This is a genomic window from Actinoplanes sp. HUAS TT8, from assembly GCF_051380535.1.
In the GTDB taxonomy this organism is placed as follows: Bacteria; Actinomycetota; Actinomycetes; order Mycobacteriales; family Micromonosporaceae; genus Actinoplanes.
On sequence record NZ_CP195646.1, the window covers coordinates 10169394 to 10190285 of the forward strand.

The following is a 20892-nucleotide window of genomic DNA, read 5'->3' on the forward strand; positions in this document are numbered from 1 at the left end:
TCCGGCCCCTTCCGCTCGTAAGGGATTCGCAGATGACGATCCGGGCTTGCTCACGTCTCGCCAGTGTTCTCCTGCTCGTCCTGGCCCTCGTCGGGCTGCCCGGGCCGGCCCCGGTCCGGGCCGATCCGGGCAACAAGTCGTGGGATCTTCCCGGCGAGGACCTCTTCGCGATGGACCTGGACAAGGGGCCGGCCAGTGCCGGCCAGGACTACTCCTACGAGGTTCTCCGGGCGGAGGACCTGGCGATCCCCGACTGGATGCTGAAGATCGACTACCTGGCCGTCCTCCCCTCGCACGAGGTCTACAAGGGGAAGAAGGGCGAGAAGAACGCGAGGCTTCAGGCCGCGTACAAGGAATATGTCAAGCGCATGACGGACGAGGAGGCGAAGAAGCCCGAGGCCGAGCGGGCTCCGCCGGTCAGCCTCACCGACTTCTTCCGGTCCTTCTACCCGGGCGGCTGGAATCACTTCCTCACGGCCTGGCGCGACTACCAGCGCAAGAAGGGGGTCAAGGCCTACGACGAGTACAAGGTCAAGTACCTCGAAGTCCTCAACATCAACCCGCGCGGTGCGGCCTACGAGGGTTACTTCAACGGTGAGAACCACGTCGACGAGGATCACAACTTCTCCGTGATCAACGGCAAGGTCGACGGTGTCGAGCTGAACGTGAAGGGCAAGAACGGCAAGCCCAAGGCGTACCGGCTCGACGGCTATCGCGTGAAGGCGAACGGCGCGCCCGGGTGGAACATCGTCCTGGAGCTCAAGTCCGGCTGGCACGTCGACTGGGAGCAGATCAAGGATGTCCTCATCCACGTCTGTGTCGAGACCAACTCCGATCTCGTTCTCGGTTTCGGCGAGTTTCCGGACGTCCACGACGCCGGGAGCCTGGAGAAGTTCAAGAAGGACATCGCCGCCCTGCGGGATCTGGAGAGGGACCTGCTCGCGAAGCGCCAGGCCAAATGGGGTGCGGCGAACGTCGGCACCCGGGCCGTCTACCCCAGATATTTCGGTGGGGTGGGCAAGGCGGTCGAGTTCGGGACGGACAAGCCGGTCCGGATCGGTGAGCTGAGCGCCGGGGCCCAGCAGAATTTTCCGAGCGAGGCGAGCAGGGACGTCGCGAAATCTCCCAAGTCACAGGCTCAGGACGAGGACGACAAAGCGATCGAGGAGGGATTCCGCGCGGAGTTCGAGGATCCGCCGGAGGAGGTGAACGCTCCACCGGAGTGCTCCCTCGGCCGGTCACCCTGCCATCCCTCGCAGGTCTCGACCAGAGCGCTCGCCAGCAGCATCTACAACGGCGACGAGATGGGCGTCGGCGCCGAGGAACCGCTGGGCGGGGTCGACTTCTCGACGCTGGAGCTGCGGTACATCTCCGACACCTTCCTCGGGGCGCCCGGGGTCAAGTACGCGTACAGCGTCGATCCGGACCCGAAACAGAAGGTCTCGTACGGGGGCGCGGAGGCCGCGAAGCTCGCCGCCGACTCGTTCTTCACCTGGCTGGCCCTGCCGGAGAGCGCCTTCACGGTCAACCTCAACCCCGAGGAACCGGATCGCATCGTCGACGCGCAGTTCGGGCGGACCGATGCCGGGCGGGTGCTGCTGGAGGCCGACTTCCAGATGAAGAAGACCGTCGCGAAACTGATCCATCCGGACACCAAGGGTGGCCGGCGGTTCTGGGACGAACTGCGCGGCGAAGAGCGCTGCATCTCGATGCGGGAGTGGATCGTGCCCACCCCGGCGACCGTCCGGAACGACGGGAACGAGCTGTTCATCCTGGACGCCCCGCTCGACGTGAAGATGGAGACCGAGTACAAGAAGCTCTCCGGGGACGACAACTGCCCCGGCCAGGCGACCGCGGACACCCAGCACAACGAGGCGGTCTACCGCGCGGAGATCCTTCCCCAGGTGGTCAAGGCGGTGAACACCGCGCCCGAGTACGCGGACCTGCGCCGGGTCTACGCCAGCCGGGTCGCCGCCCAGTGGTACCGGGAGCGCAGCGCGACCAAGGCCACCGCCTACGGCGACATCGTCGACAGCGGGGACATCACGCCGTGGGTGACCACGACGGGCTGGAAGCCGAGGGACACGTTCGACGCGTACGTGAAGTCGTACAAGGAGGGCGAGTTCCGGGTCGAGCACACCAGCCGGGAGGGGAACGTCATCTACACGAACACGTACGTGTACGGCGGCGTCGACTTCACCGCGACGCCCACCTCGAACCTGCCGGAGCCGGCGTTCACGGCCGCGCACCCCGGGCTGCGGGACGCGGTGTCCGACCTCGCCGGAGCGCCGGCGGCCGACGGCGCCGGTGAGTTCTGGTTCGGTGCCGAGACCAACGAGCTGACGTACGACGAGGCGCACCGGCTGCCCGCGTCCCCGCTCGCGAACCCCTTGTTCTACGCGGCCGGCGCGTTGCCGTTGCTGATCTGGGTGCTGGCCGGCGTGCGGCTGATCCGCCGCCGGAGCCGATCGAGGGTGGTCCGATGAGCCCGCGACCGCTGTTCATCGCGGCCTACCTGATGGCCGGGGCGTCCGCGCTCTGGGTGACCTGGGCGGTGGGCACGCTCTTCGGGCTGCCGCAGTTCGTGATGCTGTTCCGGAACCGCACCGAGGGGGAGGGCGACCCGCGGTCGATCGTCTCGGCCTACGTGACGGTGTCCCTCGTCGTGATCGCCCTCGCCCTGTTCTTCCTGCTGCTCGCCGCCCTGGACACCCGGGGCTCGCGGGCCGCGCGGGTCTTCACCTGGATCTTCGCGGTGCCGGCGCTCGCGGTCGCGGTGCTCGCGCTGGTCGCCGGCGGCTCCGACAAAACGCCCTGGTGGGGTCTGCTCACCCGGGCGACCGGCGGGCTCAGCCTGGTCCTGCTCACGACGGCGCTGGTGCTGCTCAGCCTGCCGCGTTCGCGCGGTCACTTCCGCCGGGCCGCCCCGCCGCCCGTTCCGGCCTTCCCGCCCTCGTTCTACCGGCAGCCTCGGGGGTTCTGAGCAGGGGAGGGATCAGGGCGTCAGGCCGGGTCGAGGGCGCGCAGCACCTGAGCCAGGGCGGCCGGGTGGTGCAGGATGCCGAGGTGCCCGACGATCGCGCGCCGGGCGTGCTGCTGCAGCACGACCTGGGTGGCGTCGGGCGCGGCGGCCAGCGACGCGGTGTACGGCGTCACCATCTGGTCGTAGCGGGTGACGATCGTCGTGAACCGCGTCGATGCCGCCTCGGGCGCGGACCGGATCGCGGTCAGCACCGCCGAGCCGGGCACCTGCTCGCGCCACGTCGGGATCTTCGCGTCCAGCCAGCGGCGCAGCCCGGCCGGCAGCTGGTCGGGCCGGCGCAGCACGCCGTGCAGGGTGGTGCCGCCGTACGTGGGTGCGAGCCCGACCACCGACCGGACGGACTCGGCCGCGGGTTCGCCGGGTAGGCAGCGCACGAGGTAACGCGCGAGCACCGCACCCCACGAGTGCCCGACGACGTCGACCCGGTCGGCGCCGGTGGCCGCGCGCACCTCGTCGACGAACGCGGCCAGTTCCAGTGCGTGCCGGTGGGTGGCGCTGGCCTCGGCCGTCGGGCGGGCGCGGCGCCAGCCGAACGGGTAGACCTCCCGGCCGGCGTTGGCCAGCAGCGGCGCGAGCGTGAACCAGTCGGACGAGGAGCGCCCGTTCGTGCCGTGGATCAGGATCACCGGGGTCGTGCCGGAGGCGGTCGCGGACTCCGGGGACCGGGCGCCGGGCGGCAGGCCACGGGGGTGTTCGGCGCGGTGGCGCAGGGCTGCCCGCCGACTGTACTGAACGGGCAGAAGATCCATGGGCGGTAGCTTAAGCCGTACGCCCAATTGATCTTGAAAAATCGCGGAGCGATGGTTTTCTTGGCTTTGGCGGCTATATTCCGCTCCGATGACGAACGAGAACACGGCCGACCGCCCGCTGCCTGGAGGAATCCGGTCAAGCGGGACATTGTCGCCGGAGCCACCGAGTAGTCAGGGGAAGGGTGTCGTCGAGGTCGCGACGGCCCGTCCCGCCATCGCCGCGCGTCCGGTCCGCGAGCCGGTCCGCCTGGCCACACTGGACGCGTTGCGCCTGGTCGCGGCCCTGGCGGTGGCCGCGTTCCACCTCACCGTGGCGTGGCGGATCGACGGGGTGCGCGAGCCCGAGCACTTCCTGCCGCACCTGACCCACGTCACCGTCTACGGCTTCCTCGGCGTCGAGCTGTTCTTCCTGATCAGCGGGTTCGTCATCGGCATGAGCAGCTGGAATCGCAGCCTGGGGGACTTCTTCACGTCCCGGGTCAGCCGCCTCTACCCGGCCTACTGGGCCTGCGTCCTGATCACCGCGGCCGTGGTGACGCTGGCGCCGATCTCCGGCGGCCTCCCGGTCACCGGCCGGCCCGGCCTGCGCGAGCTCGCGGCCAACCTGACCATGCTGCAGGAGCCGCTGGGCATCCCGGCGGTCGACACCGTCTACTGGACGCTCTTCGTGGAGCTGCGGTTCTACCTGCTCTTCGCGGCGCTGGCGGCGTTCGGGCTGACCTACCGCCGAGTGGTGATCTTCTGCGCGGTCTGGATGACCGTGGCGGCGATCGGACCGGCGCTGGGCAGCCGGGTGGTCGACGTGCTGGCCATTCCGCAGTACGCGCCGTACTTCATCGCCGGGATCGCCGCGTTCCTGATCCACCGCTTCGGGCGTTCGGCGCTGCTCTTCGGCATCTACGGCTTCGCCTGGCTGGTCTGCGTCGAGCGGGTCAGCGACCGGGTGAGCGGCATCGACCCCGGCTTCCACGTGCCGGTCTGGCCGGGCATGCTCATCGTCACCCTCGCCTTCGCCGCGGTGCTGGTCATCGCGCTGGGCTGGACCGATCACATCCGCTGGCGCTGGCTGACCGTGGCGGGTGCGCTGACCTACCCGTTCTACCTGCTGCATCAGCGGATCGGGTACACCCTCGTCCGGCATGCCCACCAGGCGACACGGCTGCCCGCGTGGGTCCTCGTGCTCGGCGCTATCGTGCTTCTGCTGGGTCTGTCCTGGCTGGTCCACCGCCTGGTGGAGCGGCCGCTGGCGGCCCGGATCCGGACCAGCCTGCGGCGTTCGCTGACCGAGCTGCGTTCGGCCTCGGCGGCCGACGCGAACGGCACGGCGCTGCCGCGGCAGGCCCGGGAAGGCCGGTTGGTGCGGTCCGCTCGGGGGCGCGAGGAGAGATGATCAATTTGGACGTACGGACGGACAACGCCCGGTGAGCAGGCTGGAGGCCGACTGCACCCGCTGCGCGGCGCTGTGTTGTGTCGCGCCCGCGTTCGCCAAGTCCTCCGACTTCGCCGTGAACAAACCGGCCGGGCAGCCCTGCCGGAACCTGGGTGACGACTTCCGCTGCGGCATCCACGAGGAGCTGCCGCGGCGCGGGTTCAAGGGTTGCGTGGTGTTCGACTGCTTCGGGGCCGGCCAGCGGATCACCCAGGAGACGTTCGACGGGCGCGACTGGCGGGGCACTCCCGGGATCGCCGGCTCGATGTTCGCCCTGCTGCCGGTCGTGCGGCAGCTGCACGAGCTGCTCTGGCTGCTCACCGAGGCGATGGAGCTGGACGAGGCGGCGGGGTTGCGCCCGCGGCTGCGGGCCGCGTTCGAGGAGATCGACGCGGTGGCCGCCCGACCGGCCGACGAACTGCGGGGGCTGGACGTGGACACGTACCGGAAATCGGTCGTGCCTCTCCTGCGTCGCGTCAGCGACCAGGCGCGAGCCGGCGCCGGTGGCCGCCGCCCGGACCACAGCGGCGCCCAGCTCATCGGTCGCCGTTTCCGCGGCGCCGACCTGCGCGGGGCCAGCTTCCGCGGCGCGGTGCTGGTCGGGGCCGACCTGAGCGGCGCCGACCTGCGGCGGGCCGATTTCACCGGCGCCGATCTGCGGGGCGCCGACCTGCGCGGAGCCGATCTGACCGGGGCGCTCTTCCTGACGCCGTCCCAGCTGCGCGCGGCCGTGACCGACGCCGCGCGATGATCCGCGCCGGGGGCCTCTAAGCTGGACCGATGCAGGATGTGTCCGGCGTGGTGTGGCTCCTGACCGTTCTCGGGATCATCGGGCTGCTGTTGTTCGACTTCTTCGTCCACGTCCGGCGGGCCCACGTGCCACGCCTGCGCGAGGCCGCGCTGTGGACCGGGATCTACGTGTCGATCGCGATCCTGTTCGGCATCGGGGTCTGGGTGTTCGGCGGGTCCGACATGGGCACCGAGTATTTCGCCGGATATGTCACCGAGGAGGCGCTCTCGGTCGACAACCTCTTCGTCTTCCTGCTGCTGCTCGGCAGCTTCAAGGTGCCCCGGGCCGACCAGCAGAAAGTGCTGCTCGTCGGGATCGCGGTGTCGCTGGTCGCGCGGACCGCGTTCATCCTGCTCGGCGCCGCGCTGATCAACTCGTTCGCCTGGATCTTCTACATCTTCGGGCTGATCCTGCTGCTCACCGCCGGGAACCTGGTGCGCGAGAAGGACGAGGACGAGGAGACCTCGGAGAACGTGGTGATCCGGCTGGCCCGGCGGGTGCTGCGGACCTCGGACACCTACGACGGCGACAAGCTGATCACCTACCAGGACGGCAAGCGGGTGCTGACCCCGATGCTGCTGGTCATGGTCGCGATCGGCGGCACCGACATCCTGTTCGCGCTCGACTCGATCCCGGCCATCTTCGGGCTCACCCAGAACGTCTACCTGGTCTTCACCGCGACCGCGTTCTCGCTGCTCGGGCTGCGTCAGCTCTACTTCCTGATCGACGGCCTGCTGGACCGGCTGGTGTACCTCTCCTACGGCCTGGCCGCGATCCTCGCGCTGATCGGCGTGAAACTGATCCTGCACGCCCTGCACCAGAACAACGTGCCGTTCATCAACGAGGGCGAACACATCGGGGTCGTCGAGATCCCGACCCTGGCCTCGCTCGGCATCATCGTCGGAGTGCTGCTGCTGACCGTGGTGGCGTCGCTGCTCAGCCCGAAGGGGCGCGCGCGGACGTACGCGGCGGCGGCCCGGCGCCGGGCCCTGGAGTTCCTGGAGATCGAGAAGGATCCGGCGTACTGCGACGAGGTCTACCACCAGCTGCTCGACGAGGAGCGGAACCTGGGGACCCTGCCGGAACGCTACCGGGAGCGCATCCGGCAGGGGGAGCTGACCGAGCTGCTGCGGCGGGCGCACCGGCTGCACGACGAGCGGGTCGCGGCCGGCAGCTGCTTCGCGCGGGCGGAGCCGACCCCGGCCTGACGTCGCCCGGCTTTTTGAGCGACGTCCGGGCCCGGCCTTTTCAGCGGCGGGTCTGCGGGTCGTCCTGCCGGTTGAGGTAGGCCGAGAGGTTCGTGGTCTGGCCCCCGTAGCGGGACGACTCCTCGTCCTCGTCGGCCGACAGCAGGCTGGCCACCCGGGCGGCCAGGCTCGACGCCCGGGACGCCAGGTCCGGCTCCGCGTACCGCGAGTCCTGCTCGGCGCGCATCGCCTGCTCGGCACGGACGGCGTCGGCGGCCCGGCCGGGCCGGTCCACGTAGCCCCGCCCGCCGGAGGTCGGCAGCGACGACGTCGGCAACGAGGAGGTCGGCATGGCCGACACCGGGGCGTTGTCGTAGGTCGGCTGGGTGTACGACTGCTCCTGGAAGACCGACTCCTGATAGGCCGGCTCGGCATACTCCTGGTAGACCGGCTCCTCGTAGACCGGCTCCTGGTACGCCTCCTCGGCGTAGACCGGCTCGTCGGCCGGCTCCGGGGCCGGCACCTGGACCGAGCCGAGCAGCGTCACCGTCTGCCCCTCGCCGCCCTGGAAGTTCTGGAACTCGGGGCCGATCACCAGACGCGACAGCATCCGCGCGTGCGCCGGGGCGACGCCGATCTCGGTCTGGTTCTCCACCCGGAACCGGGCGATCGCCTGGCGCAGCACGTTGGCCAGCTTGTCGGCGTCGTTCACGGTGGCCAGGTCGCCGCCGGCGAACACCAGGGCCGGGAAGCTGCCCTCGGGCCCGTTGCAGACCAGCTGGATCTGGGTGACCGTGGCCGTCCGGCCGATGTCCCGGTTCCCCGGCTGGACGCGCAGGTGCTGCGGCCACAGCCAGAAGAGCTCACCACTACTCAGCGTGCTCTCGTCCGCATACGTGTAGCGAACCCGGCGGTCGGTGACCAGGACCTCGGTCTCCTCCGGCAGGGTCCAGCGCGGCAGCGAGGACGCCTCGTCGAACGCATACTCGGCGACGGCGCAGCGGCCGCGCCAGAGCACCCGCTCGCCGCTGTCGAGCGGTCCGAGGTCGGTGCCCGGTGCGGACAGGAAGTGCTGGTGGAACATGGTTGCCTTCCCCGTTCACGCCGCGGTCGGTTAAACGCGGCCGAAACGATTACAGCGCTGTCCTACCAGTGTCGCCAGTCACCCGACGCGAATCACACCGGATCTTCCCGATTCGACACCGGACGGTAATGACCGATGAACCATCGGTCGGACCTGCCATTACTTTCGGTTACCGAACAGCCCGGCCGGTGGTGCGGGGGAGGCGACCGCCGTCGCATCCGGGACCGGCGTCGCGCCGGCCGCGAACCGATCAAGATCGGTCTCCACCCGACCCGGGAACCAGTCCCCGGCGGCCCGGCGGGTCAGCTCGGCCACCGGAGGCGGGGTCCGCCCGGCGAGCACCACCAGATTGCCGAACCGGCGGCCCCGGAGCACCGCTGCGTCGGCCACCAGACAGGCCTGCGGCAGAACCGCCCGAATCGTGGCCACCTGGGCGCGGGCGTGTTTGAGCGGCGGACCGTCGGCGATGTTGGCGATCAGCCACCCGGACGGGTCGAGCACCCGGGCGACCTGGCCGGCGAACTCGACCGAGGCCAGATGGGCCGGGGTGCGGGCGCCGGCGAAGACGTCGAGGACGATCACGTCGTACGCGCCGTCACGCATCCCCTCGACCGCCTCGCGGGCGTCGCCGACCCGGACCCGGATGTTGGCCCGCTCGGGCAGCGGCAACTCGCGCCGGACCATCTCGACGAGCGGGCCGTCGATCTCCACCACCCGCTGGGCCGAGCCCGGGCGGGTCGCGGCCAGGTAGCGCGGCAGGGTCAGCGCGCCGCCACCCAGGTGCAGGGCGCGCAACGGCCGGCCAGGCTCGGCCACCAGGTCGATGGCCGCGGCGATCCGCCGGACGTACTCGAACTGCAGGTACGTCGGGTCGGCCAGGTCCACGTGTGACTGCGGGGCGTCGTCCAGCAGCAGCGTGAACGCGGTGTCCCGGTCCGGGTCGGGTACCAGTTCCGCGACGCCCGAGGCGACCGTCTCCATACGCCTTCGCGACGCCTTGCGCTGTGCCATCCGGCAATTGTCCCGGGAGCGAATCGGTAGCAGCGGCCAGGGAAGCCAACAGTGGGCGCGGATACTTCCGACGTTTACCGCGTGACCGTGAACGAGCAGACCCTGAACCGGCGAACCGCGATCGGCGGCGCCGCGGCGGCCGGCGCCGCCGTGGTGCTGGCCACGGGAACGCCGGCCCACGCCGACTCCCGGGCGCACACCGCGGTGGAACCCGGCGTCGTGATCGAGGAGGCCCCGGCCACCACGTCCGGCCTGCTCGCGGCCGACCCGCAGCTGCACCTGCTGCGCCGGGCGACCTTCGGGCCGAGCCCGGCCTCGATCACCGAGATCCGCGCGCTCGGCGCCGCCGGGTGGCTCGACCGGCAGCTCAAACCGGCGTCCATCGACGACGCCAGGCTCGACGGGCTGGTCGCCCGGCTGCCGCTGGCCGGGGCGAGCATCGCCGAGGTCCGGGCCAAGGTCGCCGCCGGAACGCTCAAACAGTTCGACTGGACCCCGATGTGGCAGCTCGCGTTCGCGGCCCCGATCCGGGCGATCTGGAGCGAGCGTCAGCTCTTCGAGGTGATGGTGGACTTCTGGTCCAACCACCTGAACGTGACCTGCCCGTCCGGCGACGTGTGGGACAGCCGGGCCGACTACGACCGCGGCGTGATCCGCAAGTACGCCCTGGGGACGTTCGCCGACCTGCTCAAGGCGTCGGCCCGGCACCCGGCGATGCTCACCTACCTGGACAACCGGTTCTCGACCCGGCTGGCGCCGAACGAGAACTACGGCCGGGAACTGATGGAGCTGCACACGGTCGGGCTGGAGTACGCCGAATCCGACGTGAAGGACGCGGCCCGGCTGCTCACCGGGCTGACCGTGGACAACACGACCGGGCAGTACCGCTACGACGCGGCCAACCACGTCACCGGGGCCGTCAAGATCCTGACGTTCACGCACGCCAACGCGACCACGACCGGCGGCGAGGCGGCCGCGCTGGCGTTCCTCGACTACCTGGCGATCCACCCGTCGACCGCGCGCCGGATCGCCACCAAGCTGTGCGTCCGGTTCGTCGCCGACGTGCCGCCCCCGTCGCTGGTGACCAGACTGGTCAAGGTCTACCTGGACAACAAGTCGGCGATCGGGCCGGTGCTGCGGGCGCTGTTCACGTCGTCCGAGTTCGCCGAGTCGATCGGGGCCAAGACCCGGACGCCGCTGGAGGACCTGGCCGCGACCGTACGGATCCTCGGCTACGGGCCGCCGCCGAGCGGCACCAAGTCGTACGAAAGCCTGTACTGGATGGCCCGCAACGCCGGGCAGGCACCGCTGGGCTGGAGTCCGCCGAACGGATACCCGGATGTGGCCGCGGCCTGGGCGTCCCCGTCCGGCCTGCTCGTGCGCTGGAACTTCCACCTGTCCATCGCCGCCGGATACTGGCCCGCCGACCTGGTCAAACCGGCCGACCTGCTGGCCGGGACGATCGGCGCCCGGCCGGCCACCTACGGCGCGCTCATCGACGCCGGCGCCAAGCGCCTGCTCGGGGTCACGCTCGGCGCCGAACAGACGGCCGCGCTGGCGAGCTTCTACGGCAAGACACCGGCGTCGCCGCTGAAGTCGAACGATCCGGCGGCCGGCTGGATGTACCCGTACCTGATGGCGATGCTGCTCAACGCCCCGAACTTTGCCCTGAGGTGAGCACCGTGAAGTGTGGATGTGACGAGGAGCGCCGGGCCACCCTGTCCCGGCGGCGACTGCTCGCCGCGGGCGCGGCCGGTGCGTTCGCCGGACTGGCCGGCTCGCAGCTCGACACCCAGCTGGCGTTCGCGGCCGACCCCGCGTACTCCGGGGACGTGCTGGTGCTGCTCTCGCTGCGGGGCGGCTTCGACGGGCTGTCCGCCGTCGTACCGGCCGGCGACCCGGCGTACTACACCGCCCGGCCCTCGATCGGAGTGCCCAAGGCGCAGCTGATCGGCGGCGGGACGTACTTCGGGCTGCACCCGGCGCTGGCGCCGCTGCTGCCGTACTGGACGTCGGGCAAACTGGCCGCCGTGCAGGCGGTCGGGCAGCCGGCCCCGAACCGGTCACACTTCTCGGCCATGGAGGAGCTGGAACGGGCCGCGCCCGGCACCTCGCTGCGGACCGGGTGGCTCAACCGGATGCTCGGCTCGCTCGGCGCCGACGACCCGTTCGACGCGCTCGCCATGGGCACCGCGCGCCCGGCCCGGGTGCTCGACGGGCCGGCGCCCTACCTGGGCGTCACCTCGATCGACGGCCTGGCCCTGACCGGCGACGACGCGACCAAGCCGCTCGCGGCGACGATGACCGCGCTCTACCGCGGGGCGCCGGCCGCCCTGGCCCGGACCGCCGACCAGCTGACCGGCGCGCTCAACCGGGCCAAGGCGCTGCGGACGGCCGGGTACACCCCGGCCAACGGCGCGTCCTACCCGAGCACCGACCTCGGGGCGGCGCTGCGCGACGTGGCCCGCATGATCAAGGCGGGGGCCGGGCTGATGACCGCGACCGTCGACTCCGGCGACTGGGACATGCACGAGAACCTCGGCAGCGCCCAGCCCGGCCGGCGCATGCACGACCAGCTCACCCAGCTGGCCGCCGCGATCGCCGCGTTCGCCACCGACCTGGGCCCGGACGGGCTGCGGCGGGTCACCCTGATCACGATCAGCGAATTCGGGCGGCGCGTCGCGCAGAACGGGTCCGGCGGGCTCGACCACGGCTACGGCAACGCCATGTTCGTGCTCGGCGGCGGCGTCCGCGGGGGCAAGGTCTACGGGACCTGGCCCGGCCTCGGCGCGGCCCAGCTCCGCGACGGCGACCTGGCCGTGACCACCGACTACCGGGCCGTGATCGGCGAGATCCTGCGCGCCCGCTGCGGCGTCGGCGACCTGGCCTCGGTCTTCCCGGGCATCACGGCGTCGTCGCTCGGTTTGGTGACCGCGCGGTGAAACTGAGATTTCCGACTTAGTTGCTGTTTCACACTGTCTTCCGACATTTCGACGTACGGAGGTGACGGTGACCAGCAACCTGTTGGCCGAGCTCATCGGGGGGCAGCGGCGCCCGTCCGGCCCGCCGCCCACCCGGGCCATGCCGGCAATCCTGCGCGCGGCCCGGCATCGGGCCGGACCCCCGCTCAGGATCCGGCGACACACCTCGGAGGAGGGCCTGCCGTTCTGGCGGTGGGACTGCGAGAGCTGCGGCGAGTACGGCGGGGGCCGGCACCATCCGGACGCCGTCGCCCGTGCGAACCGTCACTGTGCCGAACACCCGGCTCACCGGTCGTCGCTGCTGCCACCGGCCAGTTGCCGGCAGCCCGACACGTATCTTCCCCTGCACCCCATGCTCTTCTCCGTCGACGACGATCCCGGCCCCGAACCCCTCAGCATCTGACCCACCCACTGGCCCGCCGGCCCCGCCCTGCCTTCCAGCCCTGCCTTCCGGCCCCGCTCGGCGCGCTCGTCCGGTTCCGCCCGACGCGTCTCGCTGACCGACCGTACTCGCGACCCGCCGGCCCGGCCGGCTGGCGTCAGGTGCGCTTCAAGCCCACCGACACAGCCGTGAGCACCAGCTGGAGGTGACGGGCTGGTGGTGAGGGTTGTGTCGTGGGCCTGGAGGCGGCCGTGAGCGCCAGCTGGGGGTGACGGGCTGGTGGTGAGGGTTGTGTTGTGGGCCGGGAACAACCGTGAGCGCCAGCTGGCTGGGCGGGGCGCGGCTGGGGGGTGAGTGGCAGCGGCTTCGCGGCGGCCCTGGCGGGGCGGGCCCGGGTGTGGGGTGCGGCCCGGGCGGTGGTGTGGGTGTGGGGGCCGGGGGGACGGGCTGGGGTGGTGGGTGGGTTTGTTGCTCTGAGCGTGCCCACCCGCGGACGCCGCCCTTTCGGGCTTCGCGTTCTGGTCGCGCCAGCGGCCTGCGAAGGTCGGAAGGGTCCCCGCGGGAGCGACGGTCTGTACCCCGGCGGACCGAGGCAAAAAAGGATTTGATCGTGAAAGGGCGAAGCCCTCGCCGAGAATGGTGGAGGCCGGCCCGGGAGAACGCGGGCCGGCCCGCGCTGACCGGAAGGGATCAGCGCGGGCCGCTCGCGTCAGGGCTGGGTGTCGCCGGCGCCGGTGCGCTTCTGGGCCTCGTCCACGCCGCGGTCCACCTGGGACGAGTACTTGCCGCCGGTCCGCTGGTCGATCTGGTCGCCCGCCTTCTCCAGTCCTTGATCGACCTGCTCGTCGTGCTTGTCCACGAACTCCTTGGCCTTGTCGAGGAAGCTCATCCTGCGATCCCCTTCCCTGGGGTCTCGGCTGTTTCCGGATTCCGCTTACCCAGAATCTCCGCAACCTTGCGGAACAGGGGGTCGGTGGTCACCTGGGAGAGGTCGTCGCGGAGCGGAATTCGCCAGTTCGGGTATTCGTCGAAGGTGCCGGGCAGGTTGGGCTGGCGGGATTCCAGCAGGACGTCGTAGAGGGACGCGGTGACCAGGCGGCACGGGGTGCGGGCGAGGAATTCGTGCATGGCCAGGACGACGTCGGCCGGTTCGTCGGAGGCGAGCAGGCCTTCGGCGCGCAGCAGTGCGAGCAGGGCGGCCTTGTCGGCCCGCCAGGTGGCCCATTCCTGTTCGACGGTGCCGGCGAGCTGGCCGAGTTCGGCCCGGACCTTGACCTGTTCGCCGGCCAGGAAGCCGGCCGCGGTCGGCAGGTCGTGGGTGGAGATGCTGGCCAGGGCGTTGCGGCGGTAGTCGGCGGAGGGCCGGAATTCGCCGGTGTCCCAGTCGCGGGTGAACCAGAGGACGGACGAGCCGAGCATGTTCATCCGTTCCAGCGTGTCGGTCATCTCGGGCAGGACCGTGCCCAGGTCCTCGCCGATGACGACGGCGCCGGCGCGTTTCGCCTCGAGGGCGAGGATGCCGAGCATCGCCTCCGGGTCATAGTGCACGTAGGTGCCCTCGGCGGCGCCCAGGCCCGGCGGCACCCACCAGAGCCGCCACAGTCCGGCGACGTGGTCGACGCGCAGGCCGCCGGCGTGCCGGAAGATCCGTCGGAGCATGTCGCGGTAGGCGGCGTATCCGGTTTCGATCAGGGTGTCGGGGCGCCAGGCGGCCAGTCCCCAGTCCTGGCCGAGCTGGTTGAACGCGTCCGGCGGGGCGCCGGCCCGGACGCCCGGGGCGAGCGAGTCCTGCAGCAGCCAGCCGTCGGCGCCGGCCGGGTCGATGCCGACGGCCAGGTCGTGGACGATGCCGACGGGCATGCCGGCGGCCGACTCGCGGGCGGCGTCGAGTTGCTGTTCGACCAGGTGCTGGATCCAGGCGTGGAAGGCGATCCGGTCGCTGTGGTAGGCCTGGACGGCGGGGGCGTCGGGGCGGCGCAGCTCGGCCGGCCACTTGTGCCAGTCCGGTCCGTGTTCCTCGGCGAGGGCGCAGAATCGCGCGAAGTCGGTGAGCCCGGGGTCGGCGTCGAGGTCGACCGGCTCGGCCAGGGGCCAGAGCAGTTCGAGGGCGGCCAGCTTGGCCTCCCACACCGCCGTGTAGTCGATCAGGTCGGTCTTCACCGGCTTCAAAGCCAAGATCCGATTTTGTACGGACCCAGCCGCGCGCCGGAATTCCACCGTGTCCGTGATCCGCAGATACATCGGGTTGGCGAACCGCCGGCTCGACGGCGAATAGGGCGAGGCCGGCACGGGCGGCACCGGCGTGATCGCGTGCAGCGGGTTGAGCAGGATCAGCCCGGCGTCCCCGCACTGCTCCACGAAGGACCGCAGGTCGCCGAGGTCACCCATGCCCCACGAATCGGCCGAGTGCAGCGCGTACAGCTGCAGCATCCACCCCCACGTGTCAGGCGGCTTCGGCAGCTCCACCGGCACCACGACCACGGTGATGGTCTCCCCGAGCCGGTGCCAGCCCAGCGGCAGGTCCTCCAGCGCGTCGACGGTCCGGGTCGTGCCGTCCTCCAGGGTCAGCTCGGCCGGCGCGGGCAGATCCCGGCGCTGTCCCTCGCGCAGCACGATCGTCCCGGGCAGGCCGTCGGTCCTCTTCACGCCGGCCAGCGCCGTCTCGACCGCGGCGGGCGTGCTCGCGTCGACCCCGAGCAGGCCGAGCACGCCGATCACCGATGCGGGCGCGACCTCGGTGTCCCGGCGCTGGAAGTTCTCGTACCGGGTGGCCACCCCGTACGCCGTCGCCAGCGCCTCGAGTTTCGCGTCCATGCTGCCCCTCCCGTCGGTTCCGGCCTTGTACCCGTGATCATCATTGGTTACTCCGGGTCGCGGCCGTTGCTTACATCGGTCAGCATGGGGCACATGGCTCACATGGTGAAGTGGTGGTCGCGGCTGGCCGCGGCGGTGACCGGCGCGGTGCTGGCCCTGGTCGTCCCGGTGCACGCGTGGGCCGCGAGCAACGGGGTGGACGGGATCGCGGTCGAGGCGGTCAAAAGCCGTACGCGCAGGCGGGGTGGTTTCGGGTTCTTCTTCCTGCCCGGGCTCTGCTGCCTGTTGGTGGTGGCCGGTGTGGTGTTGGCAATAGTGTTGATTTCGCGTAATCGTCGGCGGCGCTGAGGGTTTCCGTCCTAGTTTGGGAGGATGCGGACGCGTAGCAGGCGGTCGATGGCACTGGGTGGCGGAATCGCCGTGATTCTGTGCGTTCCGCCCGCCGTGTCCGTGGCGGCCGACGCGTCGGCCGACGTGCTGCTGAGCATGGGCCGCCCGGCGCTCGCCTCGTCGACGCAGAGCGTGGCCTGGCTCGCCTCGTCGGCGGTCGACCGGGGTGTCGGCACCCGGTGGGCCAGCGGCACCGGCACGGGCACCGAGTGGCTGCGGATCGACCTGGGCGCGGCCCAGGAGGTCACCCGGGTGCGGCTGCACTGGGCCACCGCGTACGCCAAGGGCTATCGGGTGCAGTTCTCCGACGACGGTGCGACCTGGGCCGACGCGTTCACGACGGCGACCGGCAACGGCGGCGTCGACGATCTGCGCAACCTCCGGGGGCACGGGCGCTACCTGCGGGTGCTGGCGACCCAGCGGGCGAATCCGAGTGGTTATTCACTCTGGGACGTACGGGCGTACGGCCCGGGCCCGGCCGCGCGGTTCCCCGAGTCGGCCACCGACCCGGGCGCCGGGGTGCCGAGCGTGGCCGGGGACCTGTCCGGGCGGGCCAAGAAGGAGACCGCCCTGCGGCTGGTCGCGAGCGCCGAGAACTCCACGTTGAACTGGCGCGGGGAGTACGGATATCTCGAGGACCTGGGTGACGGCCGGGGCTACACCGGCGGGATCATCGGGTTCTGCTCGGGGACCAGCGACATGCTCGCCATGGTCACCGACTACACCCGCAGCCGGCCGGCCAATCCGCTGGCCCGGTACCTTCCGGCGTTGCGGGCGGTGGACGGCACCGACTCGCACGCCGGGCTCGACCCGGGTTTCCCGGCGGCCTGGCGGGCCGCCGCCAAGGACTCGGCGTTCCAGAAGGCGCAGCAGGACGCCCGCGACCGGATGTACTTCACGCCCGCGGTGCGGCTGGCCGAGGCGGACGGGCTGCGGGCGCTGGGACAGTTCGCGTACTACGACGCCGCGGTGATGCACGGCGTCTCCGGGCTGCGGGCCATCCGCGAGCGGGCGGTCCGGGCCCGGAAGACGCCGTCCCAGGGCGGGGACGAGATCGCGTACCTGAGCGCGTTCCTCGACTCCCGGGACGCCGAGATGCGGCGCGAGGCCGCACACAGCGACACCACCAGGGTCGACACCGCCCAGCGGGTGTTCCTCAAGGGCAGCAATCTCGACCTGGTGGCGCCGCTGTCATGGAGCGTCTACGGCGATCACTACCGGATCAGCTGACATTCGACGTCAGGGGCGCGATCCCGCCGAGCGGAGCGAGGCCGTCAGGCCCTGCTCCACTTCTGGTTGGCCGTGCCGGCGCAGTCCCAGAGCTGGAGCTGGGCGCCGTTCGCCGCGTTGTTGTCCTTGATGTCGACGCACCGGTTGGCCGACACGTTGACCAGGTCGCCCGCGCCGGACAGGGTGAACCGCTGGACCGGGTTCCCGTTGCAGGTCACCAGCTGGATCGGGGTGCCGTTGGTGAGCGCGCCACCGGCCGGGTCCATGCACTTGCCCATGGCGCGCAGCGTGCCGTCGCCGTTGAACGTCCACTGCTGGGCGGCCGAGCCGTTGCAGTCGTACATCTGCAGGCGGGTGCCGTCGGCCGAGTTCGCGCCCGGGATGTCGACGCAGCGCCCGTTGAGGTTGCTCTTCAGGCCGTTGCCACCGCTGGGCGGGGGCGTGGTGCTGCCGCCGCCGGTCGAGCTGTTGACGTGCACGTAGTCGATGAGCATCTTGCTCTCGGCGGGCAGGCCGGCCGGGTTGCCCTGACCGAAGTTACCGCCGACGGCCAGGTTCAGGATGATGAAGAACGGGTGGTCGTAGACCCAGTTCACGTTGCCCTTGGCCGCGCGCAGCGAGTCCGGGGTGGCCCGGAAGTACTCCTGGCCGTCCACGGTCCAGACGATCAGGTTGGGCGACCAGTCCACCGCGTAGTTGTGGAAGGCCTGGTACCACGGCGAACCGGCGACCAGGGTGCCGCCGAACGAGCTGCCACCGGAGTAGCCGGGGCCGTGCAGCGTGCCGAACAGCCGGTTGGGGTCCCGGCCGACGACCTCCATGATGTCGATCTCGCCGTCGGTCGGCCAGTTGCCGCCGCCGAGCATCCAGAACGCGGGCCAGAGGCCGGAGCCGTTGGGGACCTGGATGCGGGCCTCGACGTGCCCGTACTGCTGGGTGAACTTGCCGGCGGTCTGGATCCGGCCGGACGTGAACTGGCACGTCCCGTTCCAGCAGTCGTTGTGCCCGCCGCTGCCCTTGCGGGCGGTGATGACCAGGTGGCCCTGGCCGTCCTGGGCGACGTTGCCGGTGCCGCTCGTGTAGTACTGCAACTCCTGGTTGCCGAAGCCGCTGCCGCCGGTGTCGAAGTTCCACTTCGACGTGTCGACGCCGGCGCCGGCCGCGCCGTTGAAGTCCTCGTTCCAGACGACCGCGGCGTCGGCGTGGTCGTTGCGCGACGCCACGAACAGGGATGACGCCACGGTTGTGGCGACGACGGCCGCGGCCAGCAGTAGCCGTAACTTTCGCATGGGGGAACCTCCGGGGGAGAGGGTGCCGTTACTCCAAACAGTCTTTAAAGATTGACTGCCGTGGGTCAATGGAGACGGGTTCCGGAACCGCCGGATAACAGAGATTTGTTCAGAGTTTTTGGAAAAGTGCCGGTACGAGCCCCGGCTGCCACCCCGGCAGGGCCGTGTGCTGGGCCGACACCCGGTAGTTGGCGCCCTTGTAGGAGACGCGATCGCCCACCTTGTACGTGGTGAACGCCTTCCACGCCGGGGCCGGCGCGACGGTCATCTTGACCGCGACCGTGACCGAGTCGACCTGCACCTCGTCCGAGAACCGGCCGTTGCCGTTCGAACCGAGCGCCAGGATGAACGGCTGCCCGCCGGTCGTCGGGGTCAGCCGCAACACGGCCAGGCCGTCGACCGACCAGACGAACGACGTCCGGGTCCAGTCGATGGTGTACGTGTGGAAGTCGTAGACGCTGGTCGTACCGGCCCCGAGCGGCTCGTACTGCCCGGCCACGGTGCCGCCGTCGGGCTTGCGGATGCCGAACACGTTCCAGGCCGAGCCCGAGTCCCCGGCCCGCAGGCGGGCGGTCGCCCGTCCGCTGGACTGGCTGAAGGCGGCCACCGTGGTCAGCGTGGAGTCGAGGACGACGTGGCCCTCACCGTCCTGCCACGCGTCCCAGATGCCGCCGGACCACTTGGTGGTGTCCACGCCGGCACCCCGGCCGCCGTTGAAGTCGTCGCTGAAGACCGTCCTGGTGACCGTTTCGGCGTGCGCGACGCCGGACATGGTCAAACCGGAGACGACGACCGCGGCCGCCAGCAGCGACCGCAGCCACCGCGCGCCGTGACGCACTCTTCCCACCCCCACCTCGAAGCCAGCGCACAGACTCTGCACGGGCTCGCAGGGTAAGAGCAAGACCAGCCGCTATCTGTTTATGGATCTCTTACACAGAAGGCACTTTCTCGTTGATCGCGCGGGAGCGAGGCGAGGTCCAGGTGGTGGCTGGCGTCGGCCGGGAAAAGGTCGCATACCGGTGTTGTATGTGACCTTTTCCCGGACGCCGTCAGGCGCCGGCTGGGCCACGCCGCAGCCCCTCGCGATCAACGAGAAAGTGCCTAGTCGTAATCGGGGGCGGAGGTCTCGTGCATGGCCAGTTCCTCGGCGCTGGCGCCGCCGCCGGCCGAGCCCGCGTCCCAGGCCACGCTGTCTTCCTCGTCGTCGAGGCCGGAGCCGCCGTCCGGCGCGACCAGCCGGCCGACCCGGCCCGGTTCGTCCTCGTCGAGCTGGCCGTCGTCGTAGAGCGAGATCGCCGAGTCCGGGTTCGAGGTCGGGCTGTCGCCCCACACGTCGCGGTCGAACCGCTCGTCCTCGGAGTCGTCGACCGTCTCGTCGATCGGGTCACGACGGGCCGGGTTCTGCTCCTCGGCGCCGAAGTCCGGCTCCTCCTGGCGCAGCCGCCGGTCCAGCGACTCGCCCTGCCGGGCCTCCTCCGGGGTGTCCCCGAACCGGTTCGAACCGCCCGGGCCGACCCCGGCCAGCGCCGCCGGGTCCTGACCGTCGGCCCATCGGCCGCTGTCCACCTCGTCATACGCCGTCGAGTCGTCGTCGGCGGTGTCCGGCAGGCCCGAAGCCTCCGGATCGCTCACCTCGGTGGGGTAGTCGTTCTCTCGCATGTGCGCAATCTACCCGCGAGGGGGGCAGGTCATACGTTGATCCGTTCCGCGCTCAGCCGGGCCCAGATCACCTTGCCGCCGGGCAGCGCGAACCGCCCCCACCGGGAGGCCACCGAATCGATCAGGAGAAGACCCCTTCCGCCGTACGCGGTGGGAGCGACCGGCCCCACGAAACGCGGCAGGATCGGGGACTCGTCGCGGACCGCCACGCTGACCGCGTCACCGAGCCGGGCCAGCATCACCCGCATCGGGGTGCGCGCGTGCGCCACCACGTTGTTGACCATCTCGGTGGCCACGATGCACGTGTCCCCGGCCAGCTCGGGCCGCTCCCAGCGCACACAGGCCTCGGTGATCAGCGCGCGGACCCGGCGGGCGGCCCCGACCTGCGGCTCCAGCTCCAGCGCGACCCGCCGCGAGGCGTCGGGCGGGCCCAGCGCGGCATAGGCGGCGTCCCGGTCCGGCCGGACCAGCCAGCCGGTGGACTCCCAGCGCGGGCCGTCGACGCCGCAGAACGCGAGCCGGGTGGCCGGCCAGTCCCGGGTCTCGTCGAACACCGCCCGCAGGCCGGCCAGGGTGTCGTCGTGCGGCACCCGCAGGTCGGTGACGTCCACCACCAGCGCCTCCGGCTGGCCGGCGAGGACGTCGAGCAGCGTGGAGCGCACCGGCCCGGCGGTGTCGTCGTCGAGCACCCCGGTGAGCCGGACCAGGGGATAACTCTGGCCGCGGTCCACCAGGTGACGAACCTCGCTCGGCATGATCGCTCCATTGTGCATAACGCGTCCCCTCCGCGCATTTCGGCGGACGATGGGCGGAGTCCGGCGCGAACCCGGACATTTGCCCACGACGGGCATGCA

General features: G+C 71.0%; 18 protein-coding genes and 1 pseudogene. 10 read left to right on the top strand and 9 right to left on the bottom strand.

What is annotated here, in order from left to right; translation table 11 throughout:
- Positions 1 to 32 precede the first annotated feature (32 nt).
- Together ACSHV8_RS45455 and ACSHV8_RS45460 are read left to right on the top strand one after the other, a co-directional pair.
- Positions 33 to 2486, top strand: coding sequence for a hypothetical protein (locus ACSHV8_RS45455; RefSeq protein WP_436526609.1), 2454 nt, complete (start codon positions 33 to 35; stop codon positions 2484 to 2486).
- Complete coding sequence (locus ACSHV8_RS45460) at positions 2483 to 2983, top strand: hypothetical protein (protein ID WP_436526611.1); 501 nt, start codon at positions 2483 to 2485, stop codon at positions 2981 to 2983. Before ACSHV8_RS45455 ends, ACSHV8_RS45460 begins: the two co-directional genes overlap by 4 nt.
- Before the next feature lie 20 nt (positions 2984 to 3003).
- Here ACSHV8_RS45460 and ACSHV8_RS45465 read toward each other — a convergent pair whose 3' ends face one another.
- Positions 3004 to 3792 carry an esterase/lipase family protein gene (locus ACSHV8_RS45465; protein ID WP_436526613.1) on the bottom strand — a complete coding sequence of 263 codons (789 nt, stop codon included), beginning with the start codon at positions 3790 to 3792 and terminating at the stop codon, positions 3004 to 3006.
- A gap of 88 nt (positions 3793 to 3880) precedes the next feature.
- Here ACSHV8_RS45465 and ACSHV8_RS45470 point away from each other — a divergent pair, with 88 nt between their 5' ends.
- From ACSHV8_RS45470 to ACSHV8_RS45480, 3 genes and pseudogenes are all read left to right on the top strand, one after another.
- Positions 3881 to 5182, top strand: a complete 1302-nt coding sequence (locus ACSHV8_RS45470) for an acyltransferase family protein (RefSeq protein WP_436526615.1) — start codon at positions 3881 to 3883, stop codon at positions 5180 to 5182.
- Between the two features lie 31 nt (positions 5183 to 5213).
- Entirely contained in the window at positions 5214 to 5972 is a 759-nt protein-coding gene (locus tag ACSHV8_RS45475; RefSeq protein ID WP_436526617.1) for a pentapeptide repeat-containing protein, read from the top strand.
- Positions 5973 to 6001: 29 nt separating this feature from the next.
- Positions 6002 to 6985, top strand: a pseudogene (locus ACSHV8_RS45480) (TerC family protein); the annotation flags it as partial.
- 274 nt (positions 6986 to 7259) lie between these two features.
- Here ACSHV8_RS45480 and ACSHV8_RS45485 read toward each other — a convergent pair.
- A complete protein-coding gene (locus ACSHV8_RS45485; protein ID WP_436526619.1) occupies positions 7260 to 8282 on the bottom strand; it encodes a translation initiation factor 2 in 1023 nt (340 codons plus the stop codon).
- Between the two features lie 159 nt (positions 8283 to 8441).
- Entirely contained in the window at positions 8442 to 9293 is an 852-nt protein-coding gene (locus ACSHV8_RS45490) for a spermidine synthase (protein ID WP_436526621.1), read from the bottom strand.
- Between the two features lie 81 nt (positions 9294 to 9374).
- Between ACSHV8_RS45490 and ACSHV8_RS45495 the strand changes: the two genes are divergently transcribed.
- The 3 genes from ACSHV8_RS45495 (at position 9375) to ACSHV8_RS45505 (ending at position 12677) form a co-directional block, all read left to right on the top strand.
- Positions 9375 to 10970 (top strand): DUF1800 domain-containing protein, encoded by a 1596-nt coding sequence (locus tag ACSHV8_RS45495; RefSeq protein ID WP_436526623.1) that lies wholly within the window; start codon positions 9375 to 9377, stop codon positions 10968 to 10970.
- 5 nt (positions 10971 to 10975) lie between these two features.
- Positions 10976 to 12235, top strand: a complete 1260-nt coding sequence (locus tag ACSHV8_RS45500) for a DUF1501 domain-containing protein (RefSeq protein WP_436526625.1) — start codon at positions 10976 to 10978, stop codon at positions 12233 to 12235.
- Between the two features lie 67 nt (positions 12236 to 12302).
- Positions 12303 to 12677: a hypothetical protein gene (locus tag ACSHV8_RS45505; RefSeq protein ID WP_436526627.1), complete on the top strand. Its 375-nt coding sequence runs from the start codon at positions 12303 to 12305 to the stop codon at positions 12675 to 12677.
- 688 nt (positions 12678 to 13365) lie between these two features.
- Here the strand turns inward: ACSHV8_RS45505 and ACSHV8_RS45510 are convergent.
- Together ACSHV8_RS45510 and malQ are read right to left on the bottom strand one after the other, a co-directional pair.
- Entirely contained in the window at positions 13366 to 13545 is a 180-nt protein-coding gene (locus ACSHV8_RS45510) for an antitoxin (protein ID WP_436526629.1), read from the bottom strand.
- Positions 13542 to 15470: a 4-alpha-glucanotransferase gene (malQ, locus tag ACSHV8_RS45515; protein WP_436526631.1), complete on the bottom strand. Its 1929-nt coding sequence runs from the start codon at positions 15468 to 15470 to the stop codon at positions 13542 to 13544. Before malQ ends, ACSHV8_RS45510 begins: the two co-directional genes overlap by 4 nt.
- 93 nt (positions 15471 to 15563) lie before the next feature.
- Here malQ and ACSHV8_RS45520 point away from each other — a divergent pair, with 93 nt between their 5' ends.
- Together ACSHV8_RS45520 and ACSHV8_RS45525 are read left to right on the top strand one after the other, a co-directional pair.
- Positions 15564 to 15818, top strand: coding sequence for a hypothetical protein (locus ACSHV8_RS45520; protein ID WP_436526633.1), 255 nt, complete (start codon positions 15564 to 15566; stop codon positions 15816 to 15818).
- 48 nt (positions 15819 to 15866) lie between these two features.
- Complete coding sequence (locus tag ACSHV8_RS45525) at positions 15867 to 17090, top strand: chitosanase (protein WP_436526635.1); 1224 nt, start codon at positions 15867 to 15869, stop codon at positions 17088 to 17090.
- A 44-nt stretch (positions 17091 to 17134) separates the two neighbouring features.
- Here ACSHV8_RS45525 and ACSHV8_RS45530 read toward each other — a convergent pair whose 3' ends face one another.
- The 4 genes from ACSHV8_RS45530 to ACSHV8_RS45545 all read right to left on the bottom strand — a co-directional run bounded on the left by ACSHV8_RS45530 (position 17135) and on the right by ACSHV8_RS45545 (position 20793).
- Positions 17135 to 18379, bottom strand: a complete 1245-nt coding sequence (locus ACSHV8_RS45530) for a ricin-type beta-trefoil lectin domain protein (protein ID WP_436526637.1) — start codon at positions 18377 to 18379, stop codon at positions 17135 to 17137.
- A gap of 109 nt (positions 18380 to 18488) precedes the next feature.
- A complete protein-coding gene (locus ACSHV8_RS45535) occupies positions 18489 to 19217 on the bottom strand; it encodes a carbohydrate-binding protein (RefSeq protein ID WP_436526639.1) in 729 nt (242 codons plus the stop codon).
- A gap of 263 nt (positions 19218 to 19480) precedes the next feature.
- Positions 19481 to 20038 carry a DUF5709 domain-containing protein gene (locus tag ACSHV8_RS45540; RefSeq protein ID WP_436526641.1) on the bottom strand — a complete coding sequence of 186 codons (558 nt, stop codon included), beginning with the start codon at positions 20036 to 20038 and terminating at the stop codon, positions 19481 to 19483.
- A 29-nt stretch (positions 20039 to 20067) separates the two neighbouring features.
- A complete protein-coding gene (locus tag ACSHV8_RS45545; RefSeq protein ID WP_436526643.1) occupies positions 20068 to 20793 on the bottom strand; it encodes an ATP-binding protein in 726 nt (241 codons plus the stop codon).
- Positions 20794 to 20892 lie beyond the last annotated feature (99 nt).